Source organism: Collinsella sp. HCP28S3_E9 (genome assembly GCF_052065455.1).
GTDB lineage: Bacteria > Actinomycetota > Coriobacteriia > Coriobacteriales > Coriobacteriaceae > Collinsella.
On the sequence record NZ_JBQHTZ010000009.1, the window covers coordinates 1 to 25,194 of the forward strand.

22 protein-coding genes and 2 tRNA genes are annotated in these 25,194 nt (G+C 60.7%); 23 read left to right on the forward strand and 1 reads right to left on the reverse strand.

The window, feature by feature from the left end; all coding sequences use genetic code 11:
• The first annotated feature begins 395 nt into the window (after positions 1–395).
• The 16 genes from ACTNA2_RS05585 to ACTNA2_RS05660 all read left to right on the forward strand — a co-directional run bounded on the left by ACTNA2_RS05585 (position 396) and on the right by ACTNA2_RS05660 (position 17,747).
• Positions 396–1,913, forward strand: coding sequence for a Mur ligase family protein (locus tag ACTNA2_RS05585; protein ID WP_441048838.1), 1,518 nt, complete (start codon positions 396–398; stop codon positions 1,911–1,913).
• A 130-nt stretch (positions 1,914–2,043) separates the two neighbouring features.
• Positions 2,044–2,955, forward strand: coding sequence for an HAD family hydrolase (locus ACTNA2_RS05590; RefSeq protein ID WP_427747684.1), 912 nt, complete (start codon positions 2,044–2,046; stop codon positions 2,953–2,955).
• A 53-nt stretch (positions 2,956–3,008) separates the two neighbouring features.
• On the forward strand, positions 3,009–3,893 hold the full coding sequence (murI, locus tag ACTNA2_RS05595) for a glutamate racemase (RefSeq protein ID WP_117769301.1): 885 nt from the start codon (positions 3,009–3,011) through the stop codon (positions 3,891–3,893).
• A gap of 53 nt (positions 3,894–3,946) precedes the next feature.
• Complete coding sequence (gene rph, locus ACTNA2_RS05600) at positions 3,947–4,672, forward strand: ribonuclease PH (protein ID WP_441048839.1); 726 nt, start codon at positions 3,947–3,949, stop codon at positions 4,670–4,672.
• Positions 4,673–4,814: 142 nt separating this feature from the next.
• Positions 4,815–5,456, forward strand: coding sequence for an RdgB/HAM1 family non-canonical purine NTP pyrophosphatase (gene rdgB / locus ACTNA2_RS05605; RefSeq protein WP_118206636.1), 642 nt, complete (start codon positions 4,815–4,817; stop codon positions 5,454–5,456).
• Positions 5,457–5,459: 3 nt separating this feature from the next.
• A complete protein-coding gene (gene dtd / locus ACTNA2_RS05610) occupies positions 5,460–5,906 on the forward strand; it encodes a D-aminoacyl-tRNA deacylase (RefSeq protein WP_117797049.1) in 447 nt (148 codons plus the stop codon).
• Between the two features lie 114 nt (positions 5,907–6,020).
• On the forward strand, positions 6,021–6,317 hold the full coding sequence (locus ACTNA2_RS05615; RefSeq protein ID WP_118206416.1) for a Veg family protein: 297 nt from the start codon (positions 6,021–6,023) through the stop codon (positions 6,315–6,317).
• 2 nt (positions 6,318–6,319) lie between these two features.
• Positions 6,320–7,216 carry a 4-(cytidine 5'-diphospho)-2-C-methyl-D-erythritol kinase gene (gene ispE / locus ACTNA2_RS05620; protein ID WP_441048840.1) on the forward strand — a complete coding sequence of 299 codons (897 nt, stop codon included), beginning with the start codon at positions 6,320–6,322 and terminating at the stop codon, positions 7,214–7,216.
• A 49-nt stretch (positions 7,217–7,265) separates the two neighbouring features.
• Positions 7,266–7,342 (forward strand) — tRNA-Pro (locus tag ACTNA2_RS05625).
• A gap of 112 nt (positions 7,343–7,454) precedes the next feature.
• Complete coding sequence (tatA, locus tag ACTNA2_RS05630; RefSeq protein ID WP_195838497.1) at positions 7,455–7,730, forward strand: twin-arginine translocase TatA/TatE family subunit; 276 nt, start codon at positions 7,455–7,457, stop codon at positions 7,728–7,730.
• A 106-nt stretch (positions 7,731–7,836) separates the two neighbouring features.
• Complete coding sequence (gene greA, locus ACTNA2_RS05635; RefSeq protein WP_006234960.1) at positions 7,837–8,307, forward strand: transcription elongation factor GreA; 471 nt, start codon at positions 7,837–7,839, stop codon at positions 8,305–8,307.
• Positions 8,308–8,386: 79 nt separating this feature from the next.
• The gene (gene lysS, locus ACTNA2_RS05640) at positions 8,387–10,351 is read left to right on the forward strand and encodes a lysine--tRNA ligase (RefSeq protein WP_441048841.1); all 1,965 of its coding nucleotides are present in this window, start codon (positions 8,387–8,389) and stop codon (positions 10,349–10,351) included.
• Positions 10,352–10,665: 314 nt separating this feature from the next.
• Positions 10,666–12,234, forward strand: coding sequence for a threonine/serine ThrE exporter family protein (locus tag ACTNA2_RS05645; protein ID WP_441048842.1), 1,569 nt, complete (start codon positions 10,666–10,668; stop codon positions 12,232–12,234).
• Between the two features lie 312 nt (positions 12,235–12,546).
• Complete coding sequence (locus ACTNA2_RS05650; protein WP_441048843.1) at positions 12,547–13,140, forward strand: DUF2798 domain-containing protein; 594 nt, start codon at positions 12,547–12,549, stop codon at positions 13,138–13,140.
• 184 nt (positions 13,141–13,324) lie between these two features.
• Positions 13,325–15,967 carry an ATP-dependent Clp protease ATP-binding subunit gene (locus tag ACTNA2_RS05655; RefSeq protein ID WP_441048844.1) on the forward strand — a complete coding sequence of 881 codons (2,643 nt, stop codon included), beginning with the start codon at positions 13,325–13,327 and terminating at the stop codon, positions 15,965–15,967.
• A gap of 322 nt (positions 15,968–16,289) precedes the next feature.
• Positions 16,290–17,747: an aminoacyl-histidine dipeptidase gene (locus ACTNA2_RS05660; protein ID WP_441048845.1), complete on the forward strand. Its 1,458-nt coding sequence runs from the start codon at positions 16,290–16,292 to the stop codon at positions 17,745–17,747.
• An 80-nt stretch (positions 17,748–17,827) separates the two neighbouring features.
• Here ACTNA2_RS05660 and ACTNA2_RS05665 read toward each other — a convergent pair whose 3' ends face one another.
• On the reverse strand, positions 17,828–18,412 hold the full coding sequence (locus tag ACTNA2_RS05665) for a manganese efflux pump MntP (RefSeq protein WP_441048846.1): 585 nt from the start codon (positions 18,410–18,412) through the stop codon (positions 17,828–17,830).
• Positions 18,413–18,660: 248 nt separating this feature from the next.
• Between ACTNA2_RS05665 and disA the strand changes: the two genes are divergently transcribed.
• The 7 genes from disA (at position 18,661) to ACTNA2_RS05700 (ending at position 24,446) form a co-directional block, all read left to right on the forward strand.
• Positions 18,661–19,701, forward strand: a complete 1,041-nt coding sequence (gene disA, locus ACTNA2_RS05670; protein ID WP_370450554.1) for a DNA integrity scanning diadenylate cyclase DisA — start codon at positions 18,661–18,663, stop codon at positions 19,699–19,701.
• Positions 19,701–20,429 carry a 2-C-methyl-D-erythritol 4-phosphate cytidylyltransferase gene (gene ispD / locus ACTNA2_RS05675; protein WP_441048847.1) on the forward strand — a complete coding sequence of 243 codons (729 nt, stop codon included), beginning with the start codon at positions 19,701–19,703 and terminating at the stop codon, positions 20,427–20,429. Before disA ends, ispD begins: the two co-directional genes overlap by 1 nt.
• Positions 20,419–20,913, forward strand: a complete 495-nt coding sequence (gene ispF / locus ACTNA2_RS05680; RefSeq protein ID WP_006234975.1) for a 2-C-methyl-D-erythritol 2,4-cyclodiphosphate synthase — start codon at positions 20,419–20,421, stop codon at positions 20,911–20,913. Before ispD ends, ispF begins: the two co-directional genes overlap by 11 nt.
• 3 nt (positions 20,914–20,916) lie before the next feature.
• Complete coding sequence (gene cysS / locus ACTNA2_RS05685) at positions 20,917–22,383, forward strand: cysteine--tRNA ligase (protein WP_441048848.1); 1,467 nt, start codon at positions 20,917–20,919, stop codon at positions 22,381–22,383.
• Positions 22,384–22,550: 167 nt separating this feature from the next.
• Positions 22,551–23,465, forward strand: coding sequence for a 23S rRNA (guanosine(2251)-2'-O)-methyltransferase RlmB (gene rlmB, locus ACTNA2_RS05690; protein WP_441048849.1), 915 nt, complete (start codon positions 22,551–22,553; stop codon positions 23,463–23,465).
• A 3-nt stretch (positions 23,466–23,468) separates the two neighbouring features.
• Positions 23,469–24,146 (forward strand): NYN domain-containing protein, encoded by a 678-nt coding sequence (locus ACTNA2_RS05695; protein WP_154514764.1) that lies wholly within the window; start codon positions 23,469–23,471, stop codon positions 24,144–24,146.
• 225 nt (positions 24,147–24,371) lie between these two features.
• Positions 24,372–24,446: transfer RNA gene (locus ACTNA2_RS05700), tRNA-Thr, on the forward strand.
• Positions 24,447–25,194: the final 748 nt, after the last annotated feature.

Genomic DNA, 25,194 nt, shown 5'->3' on the forward strand with positions numbered 1-25,194 from the left:
CTGCGGCTTCTACGAGCATACGAGGCGCCAGATGATCGATCGTCCCCAGCCCTTCTGGGACTATTGGCAACGGCAGGGAGCGGCTACGTCAATGCTGGTCTAACAGAGAGTTGGAGAACAGCATGAGTTCCATGACGCCGACGCTCGAAAGCAGCGACGTGTCCTTGTAGAGCATGACAAACTCACTGGTCATCCCCGCATCGCGCGCATTTGTAGGGCGGGGGTTTTGTTATTTCGAATTAACCGTGCGCTGGTCCTTGCAAGTTTTTAGGGTGCTGAGACACTCGCAAGGTCAGGTGGCATATTAGGATGGTTGATAATACAGGGGCGCGACCGGATTCATCTGGGACGGTTTTTGCTCTTTTAAGGTTAGGTTTAGCGAGAAAGGTCGTTATATGTCGGGTACGACGAAGGAGAAGCTGGCTTTGATGCGCTATGTGGAGCTGCTCGAGGCCGAGGCCCTTGTTGTTTCCAAGCCGGATACTCTTTGCGACCAGCGCATCGAGTTTGCGACCGACGACTCGCGCCAGGTACGTCCGGGCACATTGTTTGTCTGCAAGGGCCGTGCGTTCAAGCCCGAGTATCTGGTCTCGGCGATTGCCGAAGGCGCCGTGGCGTACGTGTCCGAGGTTGATTACGACGTCGATATTCCCGCTGTGATCGTCAACGATATCCGCCGTACGCTCGCTGTGGTGGCGGACGCCTATTACGGTCATCCCTCGGGCAAGGTGAAGGTCTGCGCTTTTACGGGCACCAAGGGCAAGTCGACCTGCAGCTTTTATCTGCGTGGCATTCTCGCCAACGAGGCTAAGCTCACGGGCCGTCATCGACCAGCCCTCAACACGGGTATCGAGTTCGATGACGGTATCGAGGCCGGTCCTTCTAAGCTAACGACCCCCGAGTCCTTCCTTTTGCAGTCGCGTATCGCACATGCCGCCGAGGCGGGCGCTCCGTGGCTGGTCATGGAGGCGTCGAGCCAGGGCCTCAAATACGAGCGTACGGGCAAGATTGACTTTGAAGTGGGCGCCTTTACCAATATCGGTGAGGACCATATCTCGCCGATCGAGCACCCCACGCTCGAGGATTACTTTGCCAGCAAGCTCAAGATTTTTTCGCAGAGCCGCTTTGCCGTGGTCAACCTCGATATGGACCACGTCGACCGCGTGCTCGAGGCGGCGTCCCGCTGCGAGCGCACGGTGACGTTCTCGCTGACCGATGGACGCGCCGACGTGCGTGCGTTGGCCATTCGCAACGGCGATTGCGGCGTGATCGCCACGGTCCGCACGCCGCGCTTTACGCGTGACATCGTGATCCCCACGCCCGTCAAGTTCAACGTGTCCAATGCGCTTGCCGCTATTGCCTGCGCCGAGGCCCTCGGCATTTCCGAAGAGGGCATCGTCCATGGCTTTGAGGGCGTCTTTGTTCCCGGTCGCATGGAGCTCTATCCGTCTGCATCGGGCAAGATTTTGGGCGTCGTTGACTATGCGCACAACGGCATGAGCCTCGAGACGCTTTTGCGCGACCTGCGCGAGAACTATCCCGAGCGCGAGCTGGCGGTTGTCTTTGGTGCAACGGGAGGCAAGGGTGTCGATCGCCGTACTACGATGGGTATCGCTGCCGGCAAGTACGCCGATCGCATCGTGATTACCGAGGATGACCCGGGCCCCGAGGACGTCGAGGACATCTGCGCCGAGATCGCGCGCAATGTCCAGGCGCAGGGAAACGATAGCTGGCAGATCGTGTGCGACCGCGCCGCCGCTATCGAGACGGCCGTGCGCGAGACCGACCGCCCCGCTGTGGTTATCGTGACCGGCAAGGGCGAGGAGGAGTGCATGCTGCGCAAGAACGGACCCGAGCCCTGCGAGCGTGATGGCTCGGTTCTCAAGCGCATCCTTGCGGCGTACGACGCCTAAGCGCTGCTGCCTTTAGGATGGCGTCTACGGATCCTCGACGCCCGATGATGCGGTGCCTCCCAAGCGTGTTCACCTTAGGGAAAACGCGGTACCAAGATTAAGTCTTTTCTACGTAATAAATGGAGTGACCATGTCCCACAACACCCTGCCGACCGTTGCCGAGCTTTCGGGCGAGATGCGCGAGCGCCTTGCCAAGGTCAAGTACGTCTTTACCGATCTGGACGCCACGATGCTCGCGCCCGGCTCGTGCGTGCTGCGCGACAACGACGGCAATCCCTCGACCAAGCTCGTCGAGGCCGTCGTGGCGCTTGCCCGCGCTGGCATCCAGGTAATTCCCACCTCGGGTCGCAACCGCACCATGATCCACGAAGATGCCCGCGTGCTCGGCCTCAACTCCTACATTGGCGAGATGGGTGGCCTGGTCATGTACGACCTCAAGGCCAACGACTGGGAGTATCTGACCGGCGACATGCCTTACGACCCCGCCTGCGGCCTTACGCCGCACCAGGTGATTGAGCAGACCGGCGTGTGCGAGAAGATTCTCGCTCGCTGGCCGCACAAGATCGAGTACCACAACGACATGTCGACTGGCTATAAGTACCGCGAGGTCACCGTCGGCATGCGCGGCGATATTCCCGATGACGAGGCGCAGGCCATCCTCGACGAGGCCGGCTGCGGTCTGGTCTGGGCCTGCAACGGCCACTTGACTCATCTGTCCAAGCCGACGACCCTCGAGCTCGATCGCGTCGAGGACGGTCGTGCCTTTAACATCAATCCGTCGGGTCTCGACAAGGGCGTGGCGGTCGCGCGTTTCTGCGAGCGTCTGGGCATCGAGCGCGACGAGACGCTGGCACTCGGCGATTCCGAGTCTGATTTCTACATGGCCGACCACGTGGGCACGTTCTGCCTGGTCGAGAACGGTCTGACCAGCGCCGGCGCGTCCGAGTTTCTTGCGTCCTGCGATAACGCCTTTGTCACGCGTGGCAGGATCGTTGACGGCTGGGCGGCGACGGCGGAGCTGCTCGTCGCGGCCCGTTCATAGCGCAGTGCCGTTACGCTTGGCCATATCTTTTCGAGAGAGAATCTGGTGAGGTAATGTCCGATATCGAGAATCTGGCCGGTGATACGCGCCCCATCGGCGTGTTCGACTCGGGTCTGGGCGGCTTGACGGTTGCGCGCGCGATTGCGACGGCGCTTCCGCACGAGTCCGTCTACTACTTTGGCGATACCAAGCGCTGCCCTTACGGCACCCGCACCGAGGACGAGGTGCGCTCGTTTGCGCTACAGGCGGGGCGCTGGCTTTCGAGACACGACGTCAAGATCATGGTCATCGCCTGCAATACGGCGACGGCAGCGGCGCTTCGCCTGGCTCAGCAGGTGCTCGATGTCCCCGTGATTGGCGTAATCGCGCCGGGCGCGCGTGCCGCCATCAACAGCACCCGCACGCGCCGTGTGGGCGTGCTCGCCACCAACCTCACCATCCGCTCGGGCGCCTACACGCGCGCCATCCAGGACTTGGATGCCGGCGTGGACGTGTATGGCTGCCCTGCCTCGAGCTTTGTCGAGGTTGTCGAGCACGAGCTCGCCTCGGGCGCGCATCTGCAGGAGCAGTGGCTCGAGAACGAGGATATTTTTGATACGCCAGCCGTTCGCGCGCTGGTCAACGCCACAGTCGAGCCACTGCACGATCGTGGCATCGATACCGTGGTGCTCGGCTGTACGCACTTTCCGCTGCTGGTGGGCCCCATCCGTCATGCGTTGGGGCCCGGGGTGCGCGTGGTGAGCTCCGCCGAGGAGACCACCCGCGAGCTGACCGATATCCTCACGCGCCGTGAGCAGCTGGCGGGCAACACCGCCGAGCCGCAGCATCGCTTTGCCACCACGTCCGACAACATTGCCGAGTTTGCGGTGGCGGGCAGCTTTATCTTTGGCCAGCCGCTCAAAAGCATCGAGCATGTCGATATCGACGAACTCGGTTAGGCACGCAATGTCGCCGGAGTCCTCGCCACATCTTTTGCCGAAAGGATAGTTCCATGGAATACATGCAAGTCAACCGCGCCAACGGCCGCGCCGCAAACGAGCTGCGTCCCGTTAAGCTCACCCGCGGCGTCATGAAGCACGCCCACGGCTCGTGCCTGGCAGAGTTTGGCGACACGCGCGTGCTGTGCGCCGCCACCATCGAGGAGGGCGTTCCGGGCTGGCGCAAGGGCGCCAAGGCCGGTTGGGTAACGGCGGAATATGCGATGCTGCCGGCGTCGACCGGCAAGCGCTGCAAGCGCGAACATGCCAACCGCAAGGGCCGTTCCATGGAGATCGAGCGCTTGATCGGCCGCAGCCTGCGCACCGTCGTCAATATGAAGGCGCTCGGTGAGTACACCGTTACCGTTGACTGCGATGTGATCCAGGCCGATGGCGGCACGCGTACGGCGAGCATCACCGGCGCCTGGGTGGCGTTGCACGACGCCCTTGCCATGTGGGCCGAGGCGGGCAAGCTCGAGCGCATTCCGCTTACCGGTCAGGTTGCCGCTATCTCCATGGGCGTCGTCGACGGCAACACCCTGCTCGACTTGGATTATTCCGAGGACAGCCACGCCGAGGTCGACATGAACCTCGTTGCCACCGACTCCGGCGAGATGATCGAGCTCCAGGGTACCGGCGAGCAGGCGCCCTTCGACCGCAAGCGCCTCAACGCCCTGCTCGATCTGGGCGACAAGGGCATCGCCGAGCTCATCGAGCTTCAGCGTCAAGCCCTCGCCTAACCTGCCAAAAGGGGATGTTGATTTTGGCAGGTTTAATCTGCGAAAACGCCGAAGTATAAGACTGCCGTTGATTGAGAGGGGAGAGGCCGAGGCCCTCGTCGTCCTCTACACGGCATTGCTATAAGAGACAAGGAGGCCAGCTATGGCACTTGAGAAGATTGACATCGACACCCTCGACCCGGCGGCGACCATTGTTGTGGCCACGGGTAACGCCCATAAGCTCACCGAGATCGAGGCCATTTTGGGCAAGGTCATGCCCGAGGTGCGCTTTGTGGCGCTCGGCCAGCTGGGCGATTTTGAGGACCCCGAGGAAAACGGCACGACGTTTTTGGAGAACGCCATCATCAAGGCGCAGGCTGCAGTCGAGGAGACGGGCCTTATGGCCATCGCCGACGATTCCGGCTTGGTCGTCGACGCGCTGGACGGCGAGCCGGGTGTGTATAGCGCGCGTTATGCGGGCGTACACGGCGATGATGCCGCCAACAATGCCAAACTTCTCGTTAATCTGGAAGGCGTGGCAGACGAGGATCGCACCGCACGCTTTATGAGTGTCGTTGCGCTCATCGACCAAGACGGCCTGGTCACCTATGGCGAGGGCGCCTGCGAGGGCGTTATCGCACACGAGGGCCGCGGCGACCACGGCTTTGGCTACGACCCGCTGTTCCTGCCGGTCGATACGCCGGGCAAAACTATGGCCGAGCTCACAGCGGACGAGAAGAACGCCATCAGCCATCGTTTCCATGCACTCGAGCACCTGTCCGCCAAACTCACGGGCGAGGAGTAGGCCGTGCGTGCGGTGGTGCAGCGCGTGCTCAACGCCGGTGTGACGGTCGACGGCGAGTGCGTGGGCCGCATTGGGCGCGGCTATCTGGTATTGCTGGGCGTGGGCCATGGCGATACGCGTGCCGAGGCCGATAAACTATGGGGCAAGCTCCGCGGGCTGCGTATCAACGAGGACGAGAACGGCAAGACTAACTTGGCGCTTGCCGATGTCGACGGCGAGGTGCTCGTGGTGTCGCAGTTTACGCTGTTTGCCGATTGCCGCCACGGCCGTCGTCCGTCGTTTACGGATGCTGGCGCGCCCGATGTTGCCAACGAGCTTTACGAGTACTTTCTGACGCTCGTCGCCCAGGACGTCGACCACGTGGCGCACGGCATCTTTGGCGCCGACATGAAAGTCGACCTGGTCAACGACGGCCCGTTCACCATTGTCCTCGATACCGACAATCTGTAAGTAGTCTAATTAGCTACTTGCGTGGGGTTGTAACAGGGTGCTATAGTATTAGAGTTTTGTCTATCTTAGGGGTATTATCCCCTTTTTGAATTGCACCTTCTGGAGGCCCTGTTCATGGAAGAGATGGAAGTCAATTACGTCGACGACATCCACGAGAAGCTGACCGATATGGTGGGCGATCGCGTCAAGGTGAAGGCCAACATGGGCCGTACCCGCGTTGTCGAGCGCATGGGTACCATCAAGAGCGTCCACCCGGCTGTCTTTATCGTCGAGGTTGACGAGCGCCGCGGCCGCAAGTCGCGTCAGTCCTACCAGTACATCGACGTCCTTACCGGTCAGGTTGAACTGTTCGACCCCGAGAGCGGCGAGCACATCTTTACTCCGCTCGGCAACCAGCTCGAGGAGCATTAACGGTGACCGATCGGTCCCTCATCCTTACTGCGCCGGCAAAGATTAACCTCTACCTGGGGGTTCATACCGAGCGCGATGCCCGCGGCTACCACAAAGTCGATTCCCTGATGGCAGCTGTCGGCCTAGCCGATACCGTGACGGTCACGCCGGCGCAGGCGTTGACCGTCCAGACGGTTCCGGCATCAGATTTTCCCATGCAAAAGAATACTGCCTACCGCGCCGCCGTCGCCATGGCCGATCATTTCGGGCGCGAGGCAAACGTGTGCGTGACGATTGAGAAGCGCATTCCGCTGTGCGCCGGCCTGGGCGGCCCCTCGACGGATGCCGCGGCGGTTATCGTTGCCCTGGCTGAGCTGTGGGGCATCGACCGCACTGATCCTGCGCTGGACGAGATTGCGCGTGGCATCGGCGCCGACGTGCCGTTCTTTTTGCATGCGAGCCCCGCATTCTACGTGGGTGGGGGAGACGTTCTGGCAACTGAGTACCCCGCGCTTCCTGTGACGCCCGTTGTGCTGGTCAAGCCGCGGGAGGCGAGCGTTTCGACAATTGAGGCCTATCGACGTTTTGACGAGGCCCCGGTGTCCGCGACTGCGCCCGGTGCCATTGCATCGGCTCTTAGCGTGAGTGATGCGAAGATGGCGTATTCGCTCATCCATAACAACTTGGGCGTCATTTCTGCTTTGATGGAGCCGCAGATCCAGGCGGTTCTCGACTGGCTGCGCGCACAGGAGGGAACCGTTGCCGTGGACGTGTGCGGGTCGGGTGCCTGCTCGTTTGCCATTTGCGACACCGCCGCCACGGCCGAAAGGCTTGCCGGGGCTGCCCAGCAAAATGGCTGGTGGTCCTGCGCGACTGAGCTTATTCCCAACACGGTACAAATCGACGCGCCAAAGAAATAAAAATTTCTCTAGCACGCGGCGAAAAACTTTGTTACTATAGTCGAGCTAACGGGTTGTGGCTCAGTTTGGTAGAGCACTGCGTTCGGGACGCAGGGGTCGCTGGTTCAAATCCAGTCAACCCGACCAGAGCATGAGAAGGGACCGCTTCTTGCGGTCCCTTTTTTTAGCTATTGTTGTGATACCGCGATACCCGCGGTATACTCATTCGAGCTTGTCTCGCTGTTTTGTGGAGGTCTACATGTTTGGACTGAGGGCTCCTGAGCTCATCATCATTCTCGTCGTTGTCCTGATTATCTTCGGGCCCAAGAACCTGCCGAAGCTCGGCAAGTCCCTCGGCTCTACCGTCAAGAATATCCGCGAGGGTATGGAGGGCGACGATAAGGACGAGACCAAGCAGGCCGAGGACGTTGTGGTCGAGGAGTCCGAGGAGGACAAGAAGATCGCAGAGCTCGAGGCCCAGCTCGCCGCCGCCAAGAAAAAGAAGGCAGAGGACGGCGACGCGGACGCAGAGTAGTCCCATCCCTTTGGGGTGAGCACCTGACCGGCTTGCCCGCAGGCTAGCCGGTCTTTTTCGTTATGTTGACAGTTGATTGTTACATCATAGTTGGGGAGATATCCGTATGGACGCAAGCCAGATCGTACTGACCGCTGAGGGCCGCCAGAAGCTCGTCGAGGAGCTCGCTTGGCGTGAGGGCGATTACGCCAAGGAGATCGTCGAGGACATCAAGGAAGCCCGCGCGTTTGGCGACCTTTCGGAGAACTCCGAGTACGATGCCGCCAAGGACAAGCAGGCTCAGAATGCTGCTCGCATTGCCGAGATCCAGGCTATTCTCGCCAACGCTCAGGTTGCTGCCACCACGGGCGATCTGACCGTCTCTATCGGTTCCACCGTTTCGCTGATTGATCCCAACGGTGAGGTCATGGAAGTCACGCTCGTCGGTACCACCGAGACCAACTCGCTCGAGCACAAGATCTCCAACGAGTCCCCGGTCGGCCACGCCATCATCGGCCACGGCGAGGGCGACTCCGTCGAGGTCGTTACGCCTTCCGGCAAGACTCGCGTCTACACCATCGCCAAGATCGCACGCTAGACCACGGTCCCGCGTAAAGGTATGTTTTCGCTCCCTGGGACCGAATCCTGGGGAGCGTTTTAGTTTGAGGAGCTAACTTATGGCAGAGAACCAAAACGCCGCCGAGCAGGCATCGACGCTCAACGACGAGCGCGCCACGCGCCTGGCCAAGCGCGCCGCCCTGTTCGAGGCGGGCCAGAACCCCTATCCCGAGCACTCCGAGATCGAGGGCTACGTTGCCGACATCGAGGCTAAGTATGCCGATCTTGCCGATGGCGAAGACACCGAGGACGTCGTGAAGATCGGCGGCCGCGTGGTCGCCAAGCGTGGTCAGGGCAAGATCATGTTCATCGTCGTGCGCGACGCAACGGCCGAGATTCAGCTGTTCTGCCGCATCAACGACATGGATGAGGCAGCCTGGAATACGCTCAAGGCCCTCGACCTTGGCGATATCCTGGGTGTGACCGGTGTGGTTGTGCGTACTCAGCGCGGCCAGCTCTCCGTCGCCCCTAAGAGCGCGACCCTGCTCTCCAAGGCCGTTCGCCCGCTGCCCGAGAAGTTCCACGGTCTCTCCGACAAGGAGACCCGCTATCGTCAGCGCTATGTCGACCTGATCGCCAACGACGATGTCCGCGAGACCTTCCGCAAGCGCTCGCAGATCCTCTCCACCTTCCGTCGCTTTATGGAGTCCGACGGCTACATGGAGGTCGAGACCCCCATCCTGCAGACCATTCAGGGTGGCGCTACGGCTAAGCCGTTCATCACGCACTTTAACGCTCTCGATCAGGAGTGCTACCTGCGCATTGCTACCGAGCTGCACCTCAAGCGCTGCATCGTCGGTGGCTTTGAGCGCGTCTTCGAGATCGGCCGTATCTTCCGTAACGAGGGCATGGACCTCACCCACAACCCCGAGTTCACCACGATGGAGGCCTACCGTGCCTTCTCCGATCTCGAGGGTATGAAGGCGCTCGCCCAGGGCGTCATCAAGGCTGCCAACAAGGCCATCGGCAACCCCGAGGTCATCGAGTACCAGGGCCAGACCATCGATCTTTCCGGTGAGTGGGCAAGCCGCCCCATGACTGATATTGTCTCTGACGTGCTCGGCAAGAAGGTCACCATCGACACGCCTGTCGAGGAGCTTGCTGCCGCCGCGCGCGAGAAGGGCCTGGAGATCAAGCCCGAGTGGACTGCCGGCAAGATCATCGCCGAGATTTACGATGAGCTGGGCGAAGACACCATCGTCAACCCGACCTTCGTGTGCGATTACCCCATCGAGGTCAGCCCGCTCGCCAAGCGTTTTGAGGACGACCCGCGTCTGACCCACCGCTTTGAGCTGGTCATCGCCGGCCACGAGTACGCCAACGCATTCTCCGAGCTCAACGACCCGGTCGACCAGGCTGAGCGCTTTGCCGCCCAGATGGCCGAGAAGGCCGGCGGCGACGATGAGGCCATGGAGTATGACGAGGACTACGTGCGCGCCCTCGAGTACGGTATGCCTCCCGCGGGCGGCATTGGCATCGGTATCGACCGTGTGGTCATGCTGCTCACCAACCAGGCTTCCATCCGCGATGTCCTGCTGTTCCCGCACATGAAGCCCGAGAAGGGTTTCCAGTCCGGTGCCGCTGCCGCCAAGGCTGCCGAGGCCGACAACGCCGCGAGCCCGTTCGTTAAGTCGCTCAAGCCCACGCTCGATTACTCCAAGATCGCCGTTGAGCCGCTGTTTGAGGAGTTCGTCGATTTCGATACCTTCTCCAAGAGCGATTTCCGCGCTGTGAAGGTCAAGGCATGCGAGGCCGTCAAGAAGTCCAAGAAGCTGCTGAACTTTACGCTCGACGACGGTACCGGTGCCGACCGCACCATCCTCTCCGGCATCCACGAATACTATGAGCCCGAGGACCTGGTCGGCAAGACCCTGCTTGCCATCACCAACCTGCCTCCGCGCAAGATGATGGGCATCCCCAGCTGCGGCATGCTCATCAGTGCCATCCACGAGGAGGAGGGCGAGGAGCGCCTCAACCTGATCCAGCTCGACGCCTCCATTCCCGCCGGCGCAAAGATGTACTAATTGGTTCCGCCGTTCTACCGAACGGCGGACCAGCCGACGCTGCGCGCCGCCCAGGGCGACAATTTGTCATTCAAAAGGCAAGGCATGACCAGAAGGTCTATGCCTTGCCTTTTTCATGCCAACTTGTTCGCCCTGGACGTCGCTCGCTGTCGTTGCCAAAACATCGGCGTTGCCGGAGTAGTCGTTGGGGACGTTCTTAAACGACTACCCAATGGCTATTGCACGCATGGCTCGCATGACAGCCGTCTCTTTTATGTTTCCTTTAGCCGTCGCTGTCTAGGATGGGGGTTAGTCGGCAGGAAGGGAGCGCCTATATGGACGATGCGAGCGAGCGCGCAATCGAAGAGGACATGCTCGATCAGTTCAATTACTTTGATGATGAGGACGAGGAGCTGATCGACCGTCGCGAGCCAGCGCCGCTTGATTCCTTTGATCTGGTCGATGAAGAGACTGATGAGGTTGAGGGCGAATCAACGGAGTCCCCACAGTCTTCGCGCCTTAACTCGCTGCTTTCGAGAGCCCCCATGCACCACGGCGTTCGTGCCGGCGCGCTCCATATGAAAACTGACTGGCACCAGATCGTGACGGCAGGCGATGAGCTTGCCGTCGATGCACCGCTTACCGACAAATCATCCATCGTCTGCCGCACCGGTATGCTTATGCTCGCGAGTGGAACGGGTGCCTGGCGCGTACGCGATACCATGAATCGCGTCGCCGCCGTACTCGGTGTCACCATCCATGTTGACTTAAGTCTCCTGTCGTTTGAGTGTACTTGCATCGAAGATGGCCACTGCTTTAACGAGGTCGTCAGTCTGCCGACAACCGGCGTCAACACCCATCGCATTTGGATGATGGAGAGTTTCCTCAAGGAAATCGAGACCTATGGTCGTCGCTTCACGGTGCACGAGTATCACGAGATGCTCAAGACCGTTGAGAGTTCAAAACCTGATTACGCGCCCTGGCAACAGGGCCTTGCGGCAGCCTGCGCCTGTGGCGCCTTTGTCTTTTTACTTGGTGGCGGTCCCATTGAGATGGCATGCGCGTTCGTGGGCGCGGGTGTCGGCAACTTTGCCCGCTCCCATATTCTCAAGCAAGGCCTTGGTCAGTTCAGCGCTTTGACGCTCGGTGTCGCACTGGCCTGTATCTCATATTTGCTGGCATTGCTCGGCCTCGCCCAGGTTGTTCCGGGTGCAATGTCGCACCAAGAAGGCTATATCGGCGCCATGCTCTTTGTGATTCCTGGCTTTCCGCTCATTACGGCAGGTCTCGACATCGCTAAGCTCGACATGCGAAGCGGTATCGAGCGTCTTTCGTATGCTGTGTCGATTATTGTGATGGCGACCCTCGTAGGTTGGATGGTTGCCGAGTGTGTGGGACTGGCGCCGGACGACTTTGCCCCATTGGGCCTTTCGCCGCTTGCCCTTACGCTCCTGCGCGTGGTGATGAGCTTCGTTGGCGTATTCGGCTTCTCGGTGATGTTCAACAGCCCGGTAAAGATGGCCGCGGCAGCTGGGTTGATCGGCGCCGTGTCCAATACCCTGCGTCTGACCCTTGTCGATGCGCCGACGATGATTCCCTTCCTGGGCCTCAGCACGGGAATGCCTCCCGAGGCAGCAGCGTTTATCGGCGCGCTGGTATCGGGTCTGCTGGCAAGCTTGGCCGAAGTCAAGCTCACCTACCCGCGCATCGCCCTCACGGTGCCTTCGATTGTCATTATGGTGCCCGGCCTGTATCTCTATCGCTCTATGTATTACATGTGCACCTTCGACACAGTCAATATGCTCGGCTGGTTTGTGCGCGCAGTGCTCATCGTAGCGTTTCTGCCCGTTGGGCTGGGTGTGGCGCGTACGCTCACCGACCCTCGCTGGCGCTACACCAGCTAATTGGTACAAGGGGGACAGGTTACTTTGCACCAAATGAGTTGCGGTGAAATAGGGACTGAATTGCTGCTTAAAGGGTCAAAACAGTCCGTATTCCACTGCAACTTATGGGGTCGGGGGATTATCGGTGCCCTGCATCTTCATAAACTCAACGCTTACGAAGCGCGCGCCGTTCGTGTTAGGGTAGTTCCACCACATAAGTAGTCGCAGACGCACGTACCACGGGCGGGCGAGATGAAGCCCCAGTAGCTCCATCTCGCCCGCCCGTTTTTGTTGGCGGCGCCGCGACGCAACACAGAAAGGACCATGCCCTTTATGCCTATCAATAAACGAGAGAGCTTGCTGTTCACCTGTATCATGTGCTTTTGCATGGTGCTCTGGATGAGCATCTACAACGTTGCCCTGCAGCATGGGGCCATCAACGGCGAGGTCATTGCCGCCGCGTGGCTCGGCTTCCCCGTTGCCTATATTTTTACCATGTGCTGCGACTGGTTTGTTGCCAGTCCCCTTGCCAAGGGTTTCGCTTTTAAATTCCTGGTCACGCCGGGTAAGAGCTCACCGCTTGCCATGACGCTCGCCGTCAGCTCCTGCATGGTCGTTCCCATGGTTATCACCATGTCGCTCTACGGCGCGTGCGAAGGCCTGCTCCATATGCCCGGCGGTCCGCTTGCCAATCTGCGGGTGCTGCCGATGATGTGGCTCGTCAACATTCCGCGCAACTTTATCATGGCCCTGCCCTGGAACCTGCTGGTGGCTGGTCCGGTTGCTCGCTTTATCTTCCGCCATGCCTTCCCCATGGGAACCGTCTTTGAAGAGCAGCATATGGAGCTCGTGCGCATGCCGGGCGCTTCCGTTGCCGATGTCGACGATGACGTTGCCGAGAGCATGGACGCCGAGCCCGCCTGCTAGGCAAGAGCCTCTAACCTAGAGCGCCCGCCGCCCCCGCGATTCCTTTTTTGTAGACGTTGTCGTATGGCTGCACGCGGAAAAGGCCACAGCGGTTAACATATACTCCATATGGGTAAAGAGACCAAAGCGCCGCCACGAGTGGCGCTTTGCGTTTGAAAAACTAGCTCGTCTAAGAGGAACTAGCATGTTGGACCGTTTTACCGATCGCGCGCGCAAGGTCATGTCCATGGCCAAGCAGGAGGCGCTCGATCTTCACTCAAATAAGGTGGGTACCGAGCATCTGCTGCTCGCGCTCGCCAAGGAGGACGAAGGCATTGCCGCCGAGGCACTGCGCTCACTCGATATCTCCTACGATGACATCATGGACACGCTCAAGGAGGTCCAGACCACCGTTCCCGAGCCCAGCGAGGAGACCGAGGCCGCTAAGCTCGCCTTTACGCCGCTCGTCATCAGCGTGATGGAGCGTTCCTTCCGCGTGGCGCGCGAGAACAACCAGACCTATGTGTCGACCGAGCACCTGCTCATCGGTATCGTCGAAGAGGGCAACGGCATGGCCATGGACATTCTCATGCGCCTGGGTGTTTCGTCCGCTTCCATTAAAAAAGCCATCGAGAAGCTTACCGCCAAGGATCAAGACAAGAAGCGCCCGCTCGCCGGTGCCGGTGCCGGGCGTCCCGGTACAGGCCTGCCGTTCTTTAGCGGCTCGGACGCCTCGCAGCAAAAGGGGAGCGGCACCGACACGCTCAAGCAGTTCGCCACCAACCTTACGCAGAAGGCGCGCGACGGCGAGCTCGACCCGGTGATCGGTCGCGAAAAGGAAGTCCAGCGCATGATGGAGATCCTTTCGCGCCGCACCAAGAACAACCCGCTTATCTTGGGTGACCCCGGCGTGGGCAAGACGGCCATCGTCGAGGGCCTGGCGCAGCAGATCGCTGCCGGCAACGTGCCCGAGAACCTTATGAACCAGAACATCTGGACGCTCGACCTGCCGGGTCTTGTCGCGGGCGCCAAATATCGCGGTGAGTTTGAGGAGCGTCTCAAGAACGTAATCCAGGAGGCAACCGAAGCCGACGACGTCATCCTGTTTATCGACGAGATGCACACCATCATCGGTGCCGGTTCTGCCGAGGGATCCATCGATGCAAGCTCCATGCTCAAGCCCGTGCTCGCGCGCGGCGCTTTCCAGATTATCGGTGCCACCACGGCCGAGGAGTTCCGCAAGTACCTCACCAAGGACCCGGCCTTCGAGCGCCGCTTCCAGACCATCGATGTTGAGGAGCCAAGCGTCGAGGACACGGTCAAGATCCTGACCGCGCTCAAGCCGCGCTACGAGGAGCACCACCACGTGCGCTATACGCAGGGTGCCATCGAGGCCGCCGCGAACCTCTCCAACCGCTACATCCAGGATCGCTTCCTGCCCGATAAGGCCATCGACCTCATCGACGAGGCCGGCGCCCGCGCCCGCATTGCCGCCAACCGTGCGCCTGAGCCGGTGCGCGAGGCCGAGCATCGCGTGGAGGAGCTCAAGGCTGCCGCGCAGGAGGCCACCGAGGGCGACGACATGAACAAGGCCGCCGAGATTACCGAGCAGCAGAAGGCTGCCGAGATTGAGCTCGCCGAGGCCAAGGCAGCTTGGACGGCCGAGCTCGACGCCAGCCCGCTCACCATCGATGTCGCCCAGGTTGCCGACATCGTGTCCGTGACCTCGGGCGTGCCGGTGTCTTCGCTCACCGAGAGCGAAAGCCGTCGTCTGTTGCAGACCGAAAGCGTGCTCAAGACCCGCATTATCGGCCAGGATGAAGCTGTCGAGGCCGTGGCCAAGGCAGTGCGCCGCAGCCGCTCGCCGCTCAAGGACCCGCGTCGTCCCGGCGGCAGCTTTATCTTCTTGGGTCCTACCGGCACAGGCAAGACCGAGCTCGCCAAGACGCTCGCCGAGTACCTCTTTGGCAGCAAGGACGCGCTTATCAGCTTCGACATGTCTGAGTTTGGCAGCGAGTTCGAGGTCTCCAAGCTCATCGGTAGCCCCCCGGGCTACGTGGGCCACGACGAGGGCGGTCAGCTCACCAAGGCCGTTCGCCGTCACCCGTACTCGGTCGTGCTGTTCGACGAGATCGAGAAGGCGCACCCCGATATCTTCAACATCTTGCTGCAGGTGCTTGAGGAGGGTCGCCTGACCGATAGCCAGGGCAAGACGGTCGATTTCCGCAACACCGTGATCATCATGACGTCCAACGTGGGCGCCCGCGAGATTGCGCAGGATGCGAGCGTTGGCTTTGGCACCACCGGTGAGCAGGGTCTTACCTCGAGCGAGATTAAGGGCCGTGCGATGGGCGAACTCAAGCGCCTGTTCCGCCCCGAGCTGCTCAACCGTATCGATGACATCGTGGTGTTTCAGAAGCTTTCGGGCGAGAACTTGATCAAGATCGCTCACCTGCTGGTGGACGACCTGCGCCAGCGCCTGATTGCCAACGGCATGAACATCAAACTCACCGATGCGGCCTACGACAAGATCGTAGCCGAGGGTACCGACCTCACCAACGGCGCACGTCCGCTGCGCCGCGCCATCCAAAAGCTCATCGAGGATCCGCTGTCCGAGGAGCTGCTGGCCGGCGAGTGGGGTAGTGGCGATACCGTCCTATGCGACGTGGCCGACGGCAAGTTCGTCTTTAGCCACGGTACGGGCGAGATCCCAGCGCCGCGTCCGGCAGGTGCGCTTGGGGGCGATACCGCTCCGGAAGCGCCGCACACCGGAAACGCCGCGCCTGTGAGCAGTGGCGTAAGCTCGGGCCCCGGCGGCATGATGCAAGCCGGTTCCGGCGCGCTGTAGGGCGTAACAAAACCTTGTGTCCACGAGGGCGTTCCAAAGGAGCGCCCTTTTTTGTTGGAAAGGCCCCTCGTTCAAAGTACATCTCATTAAACATACCAACGGTGTATGCATAAGCGTTGATCAAGCGTTGAGGTTGGTTGAAGGGCCCAACGTCCCTTCGGCGCGGTCCGTCTACCTGCTTTATCTTAATAAAGTGGCGTTTCTCCGCCGTTAGCCGATGATGCGAGAGCGCTCGGCGTTTTCGACTGGTTTATGCAAACGAAGTCTGGGAATATACAAGGCGCATGTCTTATTGTCTAACCAGTTGCGCCAAGGAGGCACCATGGACTACAAGATCACCGGCTATGAGCCCGCCCAGCTGTTCCATTTCTTTGAGGAGGTCAGCGCGATCCCCCGTGGGTCTGGCAACGAGAAGGGCATCAGCGATTTCCTGGTTGCGTTTGCCAAGGAGCGCGGCCTCGATGTGTATCAGGACGAGGTCTACAACGTCATCATTCGCAAGCCCGCATCTGCCGGTGCCGAGAATGCCCCGACCGTGATGCTTCAGGGCCACATCGATATGGTGTGCGACAAATTGGGCTCCGTTGAGCACGACTTTACGACCGATGGTATCGACCTGCTCGTCAAGGACGGCGTTCTCACCGCTAACGGCACCACGCTGGGCGCCGACAACGGCATCGCCGTCGCTCTGATGCTCACTGTTCTCGATGACGATTCGATTGTTCACCCCGCCCTCGAGTGCGTATTCACCACCGACGAGGAGACTGGCCTGGTCGGCGCCGAGACGCTCGACAAGTCTCAGATTAGCGCCCGCACCATGATCAACCTTGACTCCGAGGAAGAGGGCGTTGCCACCGTCAGCTGCGCCGGCGGCGTCGTCGTTACCTACACCTGCCCGATCGCGCGCGAGCACAAGACCGGTAGCACCCTCACGTTCGACATCTCCGGCCTGCTGGGCGGTCACTCCGGCAGCGATATCCACCTGGAGCGCGGCAACGGCAACCTCATCATGGCCCGCATCATCGACCGCCTGATGGTTGCCGGCGAGCCCGCCATCGTTAGCTTTAACGGCGGCACCAAGGACAACGCCATCAACCGTGAGTGCAAGGCTGTTCTGGTCTACGCCGACCACGCTGCCGCCGAGGCCGCGGCCCAGATCGCAAAGGGCATTATCGCCGACGTCACTGCCGAGCTCGAGGTCTTCGACCCCGGCTTTACCTGCACTGTCGAGATTGCCGACGACGCCGAGGTCGAGGCCATGGACGAGAGGTCCGCGCTTGCCCTCATCCGCGCCCTGCGTCTTGCCCCCAATGGCGTGATCCGCCGCAACGTTGCTACCGACGGCTCCGTCGAGGTTTCCTCCAACATCGGTGTGGTTGCCACTTCTGACGACGAGGTCAAGATCATGCTGTCCCCGCGCTCCTCGATCACCTCGCTGCAGAACGAGTTCAAGGACCGCCTGCAGACGCTGGCCGATGTCCTGGGCTTCGACGCCAAGTTTGAGTTCGAGTATCCCGGCTGGAGCTATGCCGAGCATTCGCCGGTCCGCGACGTCTTTGTCGAGAGCTATCGCGAGCTCTTTGGCTCCGAGCTGCGCATCGAGTCCATTCACGCCGGCCTTGAGTGCGGCCTGTTTGCCGAGGCCCTGCACGGCCTGGACGCCATCGCCGTGGGCCCGACGCTCTCCGATGTCCACACCCCGGACGAGAGCATGGAGCTCGCTTCTGCCGAGCGCTTCTACGAGCTGCTCATCGACGTCCTCAAGCGCCTTGCCGCGTAAAGGTCGCCTTGGTTAAGCCGCTCTAAAACGGCTGGCTATGAAAACGGCCGCCTGGCGTAATGCCGGGCGGCCGTTATTCGTCACAGTGCGAGGATCCCAAGGTGCTCAAGCAGGATCTTAAGCCCGATGAGGACGAGTACGACGCCACCCACGATGGTGGCGGGTTTTTCGTAGCGCGCGCCAAAGGTGTGGCCGATCGCTACGCCGGCGACGGAGAAGATAAACGTTGTGACGCCGATAAGTGATACAGAGGGCACGATATCGACCGAGAGCGCGGCAAACGAGATGCCCACGGCGAGCGCGTCAATCGAGGTGGCGATGGCAAGGATTAGGTACTCGCCCAGGTCGATCTTTTCGGCATCCTTGCCGTCGTCTTCGTCCTCATCCTCGTCTTCGGTAAAGGTTTCCCACAGCATCTTGCCGCCGATAAAGGCCAAAAGGATAAAGGCGATCCAATGGTCTATGGGACCGATGATGCCCATGAACTGGCTGCCGAGTGCCCAACCGATTACGGGCATGCCGGCCTGAAAGCCGCCAAAGAACAGGCCGAGCACAACGGCGACTTTAAGGTTGATCTTTTTCATGCCGAGACCCTTGCAGATGGAAACGGCAAAGGCGTCCATCGAAAGGCCAACGGCGAGCAACACGAGCTCTGCGAGTCCCATAGTCTGGCCCCCTCTCTGCGGGCGAACCCGATTACACGACCACTCCCTCATTTATATGAGACCCGATGCTACCACATGAGCAGCCAAAAGAGCCCCGTCCCAAATGAGCTACCTAAGCGGTGTTCGCTCATTCTGTAAGCATCGGAATTTGCGGGCGTCACAGGGGCAAACCGTGAGAAACTTATTGACGTTTATGGAGCGTATACGATGGGAGCGATGCCTTGGATAAGAACGAGCTGCAAAAGCGTATGGAACAGGCCATCCGCCTGACGGCACCTGGTCAGCCGATCCGCACCGCCCTTGACATGATCATCGCCGGTCACCTGGGCGCGCTTATCTGCGTCGGCGATACCGAAAACGTGCTCGCTGCCGGTAACGACGGCTTCCCGCTCAACATTTCGTTTACCTCGAACCGCCTGTTCGAGCTTTCCAAGATGGACGGCGCCATCGTCATCGACGGCGACCTTACCCAGATCCTGCGCGCCAATTTCCACCTCAATCCCGATCCCTCGCTCGCCACGAGCGAGACGGGCATGCGTCACCGTACTGCCGCTCGCATGTCGGTGCTCACCGACGCCATCGTGATCTCGGTCTCGGCCCGTCGTGCCGTCGTCAACGTGTATGTGCACGGCAAGAGCTATGAGATTCAGCCCGTCACCACCATCATGAGCTCGGTCAACCAGCTCGTCGCTACGCTTCAGACCACCCGTCAGTCGCTCGACCGCTCCCTGCTGCGTCTGACGGCCCTCGAGCTGGACGACTACGTCACGCTCGCCGACATCACCGGCATTTTCTCGAGTTTCGAGATTATGCAGCAGGCAAAGACCGAGCTTAAGGATTGCATTGTCAAGCTGGGCAACCAGGGCAAGCTCGTGCAGATGCAGCTCGAGCAGCTCGCCGGCTCCAGCATGGATACCGAGTACGACTTGATGATTCGCGACTACGCAAGCGATTCCTCCGAGGCAAACGCCGAGAAGATCCGTGCCGAGCTTAGCCGCATGACGCCCAAGGACTTGTCCGACCCGCAGCATGTGGCGGCGGTTCTGGGCTACGACGACTTGGACGAGGACTCCGTCATGACGCCGCTGGGCCTGCGCACGCTTTCGCGCGTGTCCGTCGTGCGCGACGGCGTGGCCGAGAAGATTGTCGACGAGTATGGCTCGCTGCAGGAGCTCATGGACGACATCAGCAAGGATCCGGAGCGCCTGGGCGACTTTGGCGTTAACAACCCTGCCATTCTTGCGGACTCCCTGTACCGCATGAAGGGCACCAAACAGGGGAACGCATAATGGCGCCCGTATGCGCCGTGGTCGTTGCCGGTGGCAGCGGCCAGCGCTTTGGTAATCCCGGTGGCAAGCAGCTCGTCAATGTAGCGGGCCGTCCGCTTATGAGCTGGTCCATCCGCGCGTTTGACCGTAGCGATAAGGTCGGCCATATCGTCGTGGTTTGCCCTGCCGAGCGTCGTGCCGAGATGCGCCGCCTGGCCATCAGCCCGTATTCGTATGACACGCCCATCAGCTTCGCCGATGCCGGCGATACCCGCCAGGACTCCACTCGTGCCGGCGTGCATGCGGTGCCGGCAGGCTTTGAATACGTCGCCATTCACGACGGCGCTCGTCCGCTTATTACTACCGAGGTCATCGATCACGCTATCGACGTGCTCGTGAGTGACCGCTCGCTCGACGGTGTCGTGTGTGGCCAGCCCGCGATCGACACGCTCAAGATCGTCGATGGGGACAACATCGTCGAGACGCCGCCACGCGAACTCTATTGGGCCGCGCAGACGCCGCAGATCTTTAGTGTCGACGCCATGAAACGCGCCCATGCCGCGGCGATTGCCGAGGGCTTTATCGGTACGGACGATTCGTCACTGGTCGAGCGCATGGGTGGGCGCGTCCGCTGCGTCCAGAGCCCGCGCGACAACCTTAAGGTGACGGTGCCCGAGGACTTGCGTCCCGTAACCGCGATTTTGCTCGGTCGCATGGCCGAGGGAGAGGACCTTCCCCATGTTCAGTAACCTGCGCATTGGCCACGGCTACGACGTCCACCGTTTGGTGGAGGGGCGTCGATGTATCATCGGCGGGGTCGACATTCCCTACGAGCGCGGCCTGCTGGGCCACTCGGATGCCGATGTGCTCGCGCACGCGCTGGCCGACGCTATTCTGGGCGCCTGCCGCGGGGGAGACATTGGCAAGCTGTTCCCCGACACCGACCCCGCCTACGAGGGTGCCGACTCGATGGTGTTGCTTGCCCGCGTAATGGACTATGCGCGCGAGCTGGGCTTTGAGTTTGTCGATGCCGACTGCACCATTGCCTGCCAGCAGCCTAAGATCACCCCGCACCGCGATGCCATGCGTGCCAACTTGGCCCATGCCCTGGGCGTTGACGTCGAAAACGTGGGCGTCGCCGCCACCACGACCGAAAAGCTCGGTTGGGAAGGTCAAGGCGAGGGAATTGGCGCCTGGGCCGTCTGCCTGCTACAGAAAACCGTTAAGGAGTAACGAATGCGTATCTACAACAGCGCTACCCATAAAAAGGAAGAGTTCCAGCCCATCGAGCCCGGCAAGGTCCGTATGTACGTGTGCGGACCCACGGTTTACGACAACATCCACATCGGCAACGCCCGCACGTTCATCAGCTTCGATGTGATTCGACGCTGGCTCATCGCGAGCGGCTACGAGGTCACGTTCGCCCAGAACCTTACCGATGTCGACGACAAGATCATCAAGCGCGCTAACGAGCAGGGCTGTACGGCCGCCGAGGTCGCGACGGAGTTCTCGGATAAGTTTATTGGCGTCATGCGCGCTGCCAACGTGCTCGATCCCGATGTGCGCCCCCGCGCCACCAAGGAGATCGGCCCCATGATTGCCATGATCAAGGCGCTCATCGAGCAGGGCCACGCTTACGCCGCCGATAACGGCGACGTGTACTTTTCCGTGCGCAGCGATCCCAACTACGGTCAGGTCTCGGGCCGCAACATCGACGACCTTATGGTGGGTGCGCGCATCGAGGAGAACGAGGACAAGAACGACCCGCTCGACTTTGCGCTGTGGAAGGCCGCCAAGCCCGGCGAGCCCAGCTGGCCGAGCCCCTGGGGCGAGGGCCGTCCCGGTTGGCACACCGAGTGCGCCGCCATGGTGCACCGCTACCTGGGTACCCCGATCGACATTCACGGCGGTGGCTCCGACCTTGCCTTCCCGCATCACGAGAACGAGTGCGCCCAGGCTGCCTGCGCCTGGCACCAGGGCTTCTCCAACACCTGGATGCACACGGGCATGCTGCTGGTCGACGGCGAGAAGATGTCCAAATCGCTTGGTAACTTCTTTACGCTGGCCGAGGTGCTCGAGCAGCACTCCGCTGCCGCCCTGCGCCTGCTGATGCTGCAGACGAGCTATCGCTCGCCGCTCGACTTCTCCTGGGAGCGCCTGGAGGGTGCCGAGAATTCGCTCACGCGTATCGCCGGTACGGTCGAGAACCTGCGCTGGGCCGCGAACCATGCGACGGCCGATGCCGATGAGGCAGCATCTGAGGCGTTTGCCGCCAAGGCTGCCGAGACCCGTGCCACCTTTAAGGAGTGCATGGACGACGACTTTAACACCGCCGGTGCCATGGGCGCCGTCTTTGGTTTTGTCACCGAGTGCAATCAGTATCTGGAGCAGGCGGGCGACGCTGCCGACAAGGCCGCGGCTCTTGCTGCCGCCGATACGCTGGTCGAGCTGCTCGATACGTTTGGCGTTGAGCTTCCCGAGCCCAAGGTCGAGCTGCCGCTGGGCCTTTTGGGCGTTGCCGCCGGCTTGGTCGCCTACACTGGTGACGACGTGGACGAGGCCGCTGCCAAGATTCTCGAGGCTCGCGCCGAGGCCCGTGCCGCCAAGAACTGGGACTTGGCAGACGCCATCCGCGATCAACTCAAGGACCTGGGCCTGACGATTGAAGATACCGCCGCCGGCACCCGTATCAAATCCCTCTAACCCCCGCGGGTTTCCCAAGCACCCGACCGCCCGAGCCACGGCACCTTGCCTTTCAATCGTCGGGCATGACCTCAAGGTCTATGCCCTCTTCTTTCAAGGCAATCTGCCGCACCTCGGGCGGTCGGTCTATTTGTTTCGTTTGATAGTTGTATTTAGGAGGCCGTCCTATGGCCGACAATCGCAAGCGTGCGCCTCGTGGCGGCAAGCAGGCCGCTTCTGGCTCGCGTCCGATTCGCCGAAATGACCGCGCTGCCGCTTCCAAGGGCCAGCGCGATCGTACCCAAGCTGCGCGTCCGCAGCGCGATCGCAACCGCGACGCTGTCCAGGCTCCCAAGGGCGAGTTTATCGAAGGTCGTCGCGCTGCCGTCGAGGCCCTGCGCACCGGTTTTCCCATCAAGTGCGCACTTATTGCCGAGGGCGGGGAGCGCGATGCCGCCTTGTCTCGTCTGGTCGATGACCTCAACGCCGCGGGTGTCCGCATTAAGTACGTGCCGCGCGCGCAGCTCGATGCGCTGTCGAGCCATGGCGCTCACCAGGGTATTGCACTCGAGGTGGGCAACTTCCCTTATGCGGATGTCGCCGATATCCTCGACCGTGCAGGCGAGGGTCCGGCACTTGTCGTGGTGCTCGATCACGTGACCGATGACGGCAACTTTGGCGCCATCGTGCGCTCCGCCGAGGTCGTGGGCGCGGCGGGCGTCATCATCGCCAACAAGCGCGCTGCCGGCGTGACCGTGGGCAGCTACAAGACCTCAGCCGGCGCCGTCATGCATCTGCCTATCGTGCAGGTCCCCAACATTGCCCGTGCGCTCGACGATCTTAAGGCCGCTGGCTTTTGGGTGGGCGGTGCCTCCGAGCACGCCGAGGGCAGTTGCTGGGATGCTCCCTTCGAGGGCCGCGTGGCGCTCGTCATGGGCTCCGAGGGCGACGGCATCTCGCGCCTGGTGCTCGGGAAATGCGACTTTTTGACCAAGCTTCCTCAGCGTGGCATGACCGAGAGCCTCAACGTTGCCCAGGCAACGACGGCACTGTGCTTTGAGTGGCTACGTCGCAACGCCGGCGAGCTCATGGGGGAGGAGTAGCGCATGTCCAAGAAGAACCGCGCCAAGTCTAAGGCCAAGCGCTTTGGCGAAGGCTCGGCCAAGCCGATTGTCTCGGCCGCGACCTACGGCGTGGGCGGCAATGCGTTTGCGCAGGCTATCGCCGACCCGGTCTCGACGGTTCACTCCAATAAGCCCGAGCTGCTGGTGGTCGACGGCTACAACGTGATCCACTGCACGCCGCGCTACGAAAAGCTCGTGTACGACCATTCCGACGATCCGTATTCCAGCGACGTTCACGATATGGCGCGCACCGCCCTTATCAACGACGTCGCCGCCTTTGCCCAGGGCCGCTACGAGGCCGTAATTGTGTTTGACGGTGCAGGCAATATCTCTAGCGAGCGTCCCAACTTGCCGGCTCGCGGCGTGCGCATCGAGTTTTCGCCGACGGGCGTATCGGCCGATACCGTGGTACAAAAGCTCTGCATCGAGGCGCGCGAGGAAGGCCGCGCGTGCTCCGTGGTATCGAGTGACGGCACAATTCAAGCCGTCGTCATGGGCAAGGGCGTTACGCGCATCTCGAGCCGCATGCTGGTGGACGAGATCAAACAGATCGATAACGACGTCCGCGAGGCAGAGGAAGCTCCGCAGATCAAGATGACTCTGGGCAGTCGCCTGAGCCCCGAGGCACTGGCAAAGCTCAAGGCCCTGCGCGGGAGGTAGGTAAACCTTCTATGGGGAGCTGCTTTCTCGATTGATCAACCAACTGGTTTGTAATCAATGGGTTGCGGCTTGGCATCGCCAAAACGAATAGTTATTGGTTCTGGCGAACAGATAAAACTATTCGTTCTGACGAATAGTTTTGAGATATGGTCGATCAAAGGGCCTGTTGCGCCCCGTCCGCAATTCCTTTATTCTTAATTGGCTTCGCGCGAAAGCGCCAAGTGTGCCAGTGTGGCGCAACGGTAGCGCAACTGATTTGTAATCAGTGGGTTGCGGGTTCGATTCCTGTCACTGGCTCCATGAGAGTTTCGGGCTCTGTTCCCTAGTGGGACAGGGCCCGTTTCTTGTGGGCAGCTAGATTCGACTGTCCGCCGTCAGTTTAAAAGCTTTCAGGTACAAGATGCCGCCGATAACGTACATGCAGGCATCAAGCGGATCTGGGGTACTAAACTCGAGCACCATGGGCGCAAGTACTTCCCAGCAGATTGAGCATCCCACCGATAATGCCAAGCTACTTGCAAAGTTGCATATCGGCGTTTTCCCACTCACCGCTTCGCAGAGGACGTTTACGTAGGCGGGAAAAATGATTCCTCCGCACAGATCTCCGAGCTGATAATGGGCGAAGTCGTAGGGGAGGAAAAAGTCGAAGCTCGCAATGTATCTGTTAACGAGATACACGATGCCGGCAAGCAGCGGCAGAAGATTTGTGCTGGAAATAAGCGCAGATCTGAATCGTTTAGCCACAGACCGCAAACATAGTCAGGCCAAGGCAAATGCCCAAAGCAATGATGATGATCTGGCTGCAGCCGTTACCCGAAGGGACCATGACACTCTCTTTCTCGATACATTGGTAAATTAAAGTATGCCACAGTCAACAGCGTATTTGTTGAGCAACAACCTGTGGCCGATACCGTGTTATAGGGCCTTGCGTCGGCTGAGGCATCAGCCGAATGACCTGGCACCTGTCGTGATGGCGCTCGACAATGGCGTGAGCACCGTCTACGCCCGTGACGGGCTATCGGTAGAACACATCATCTGGCTTCGAATA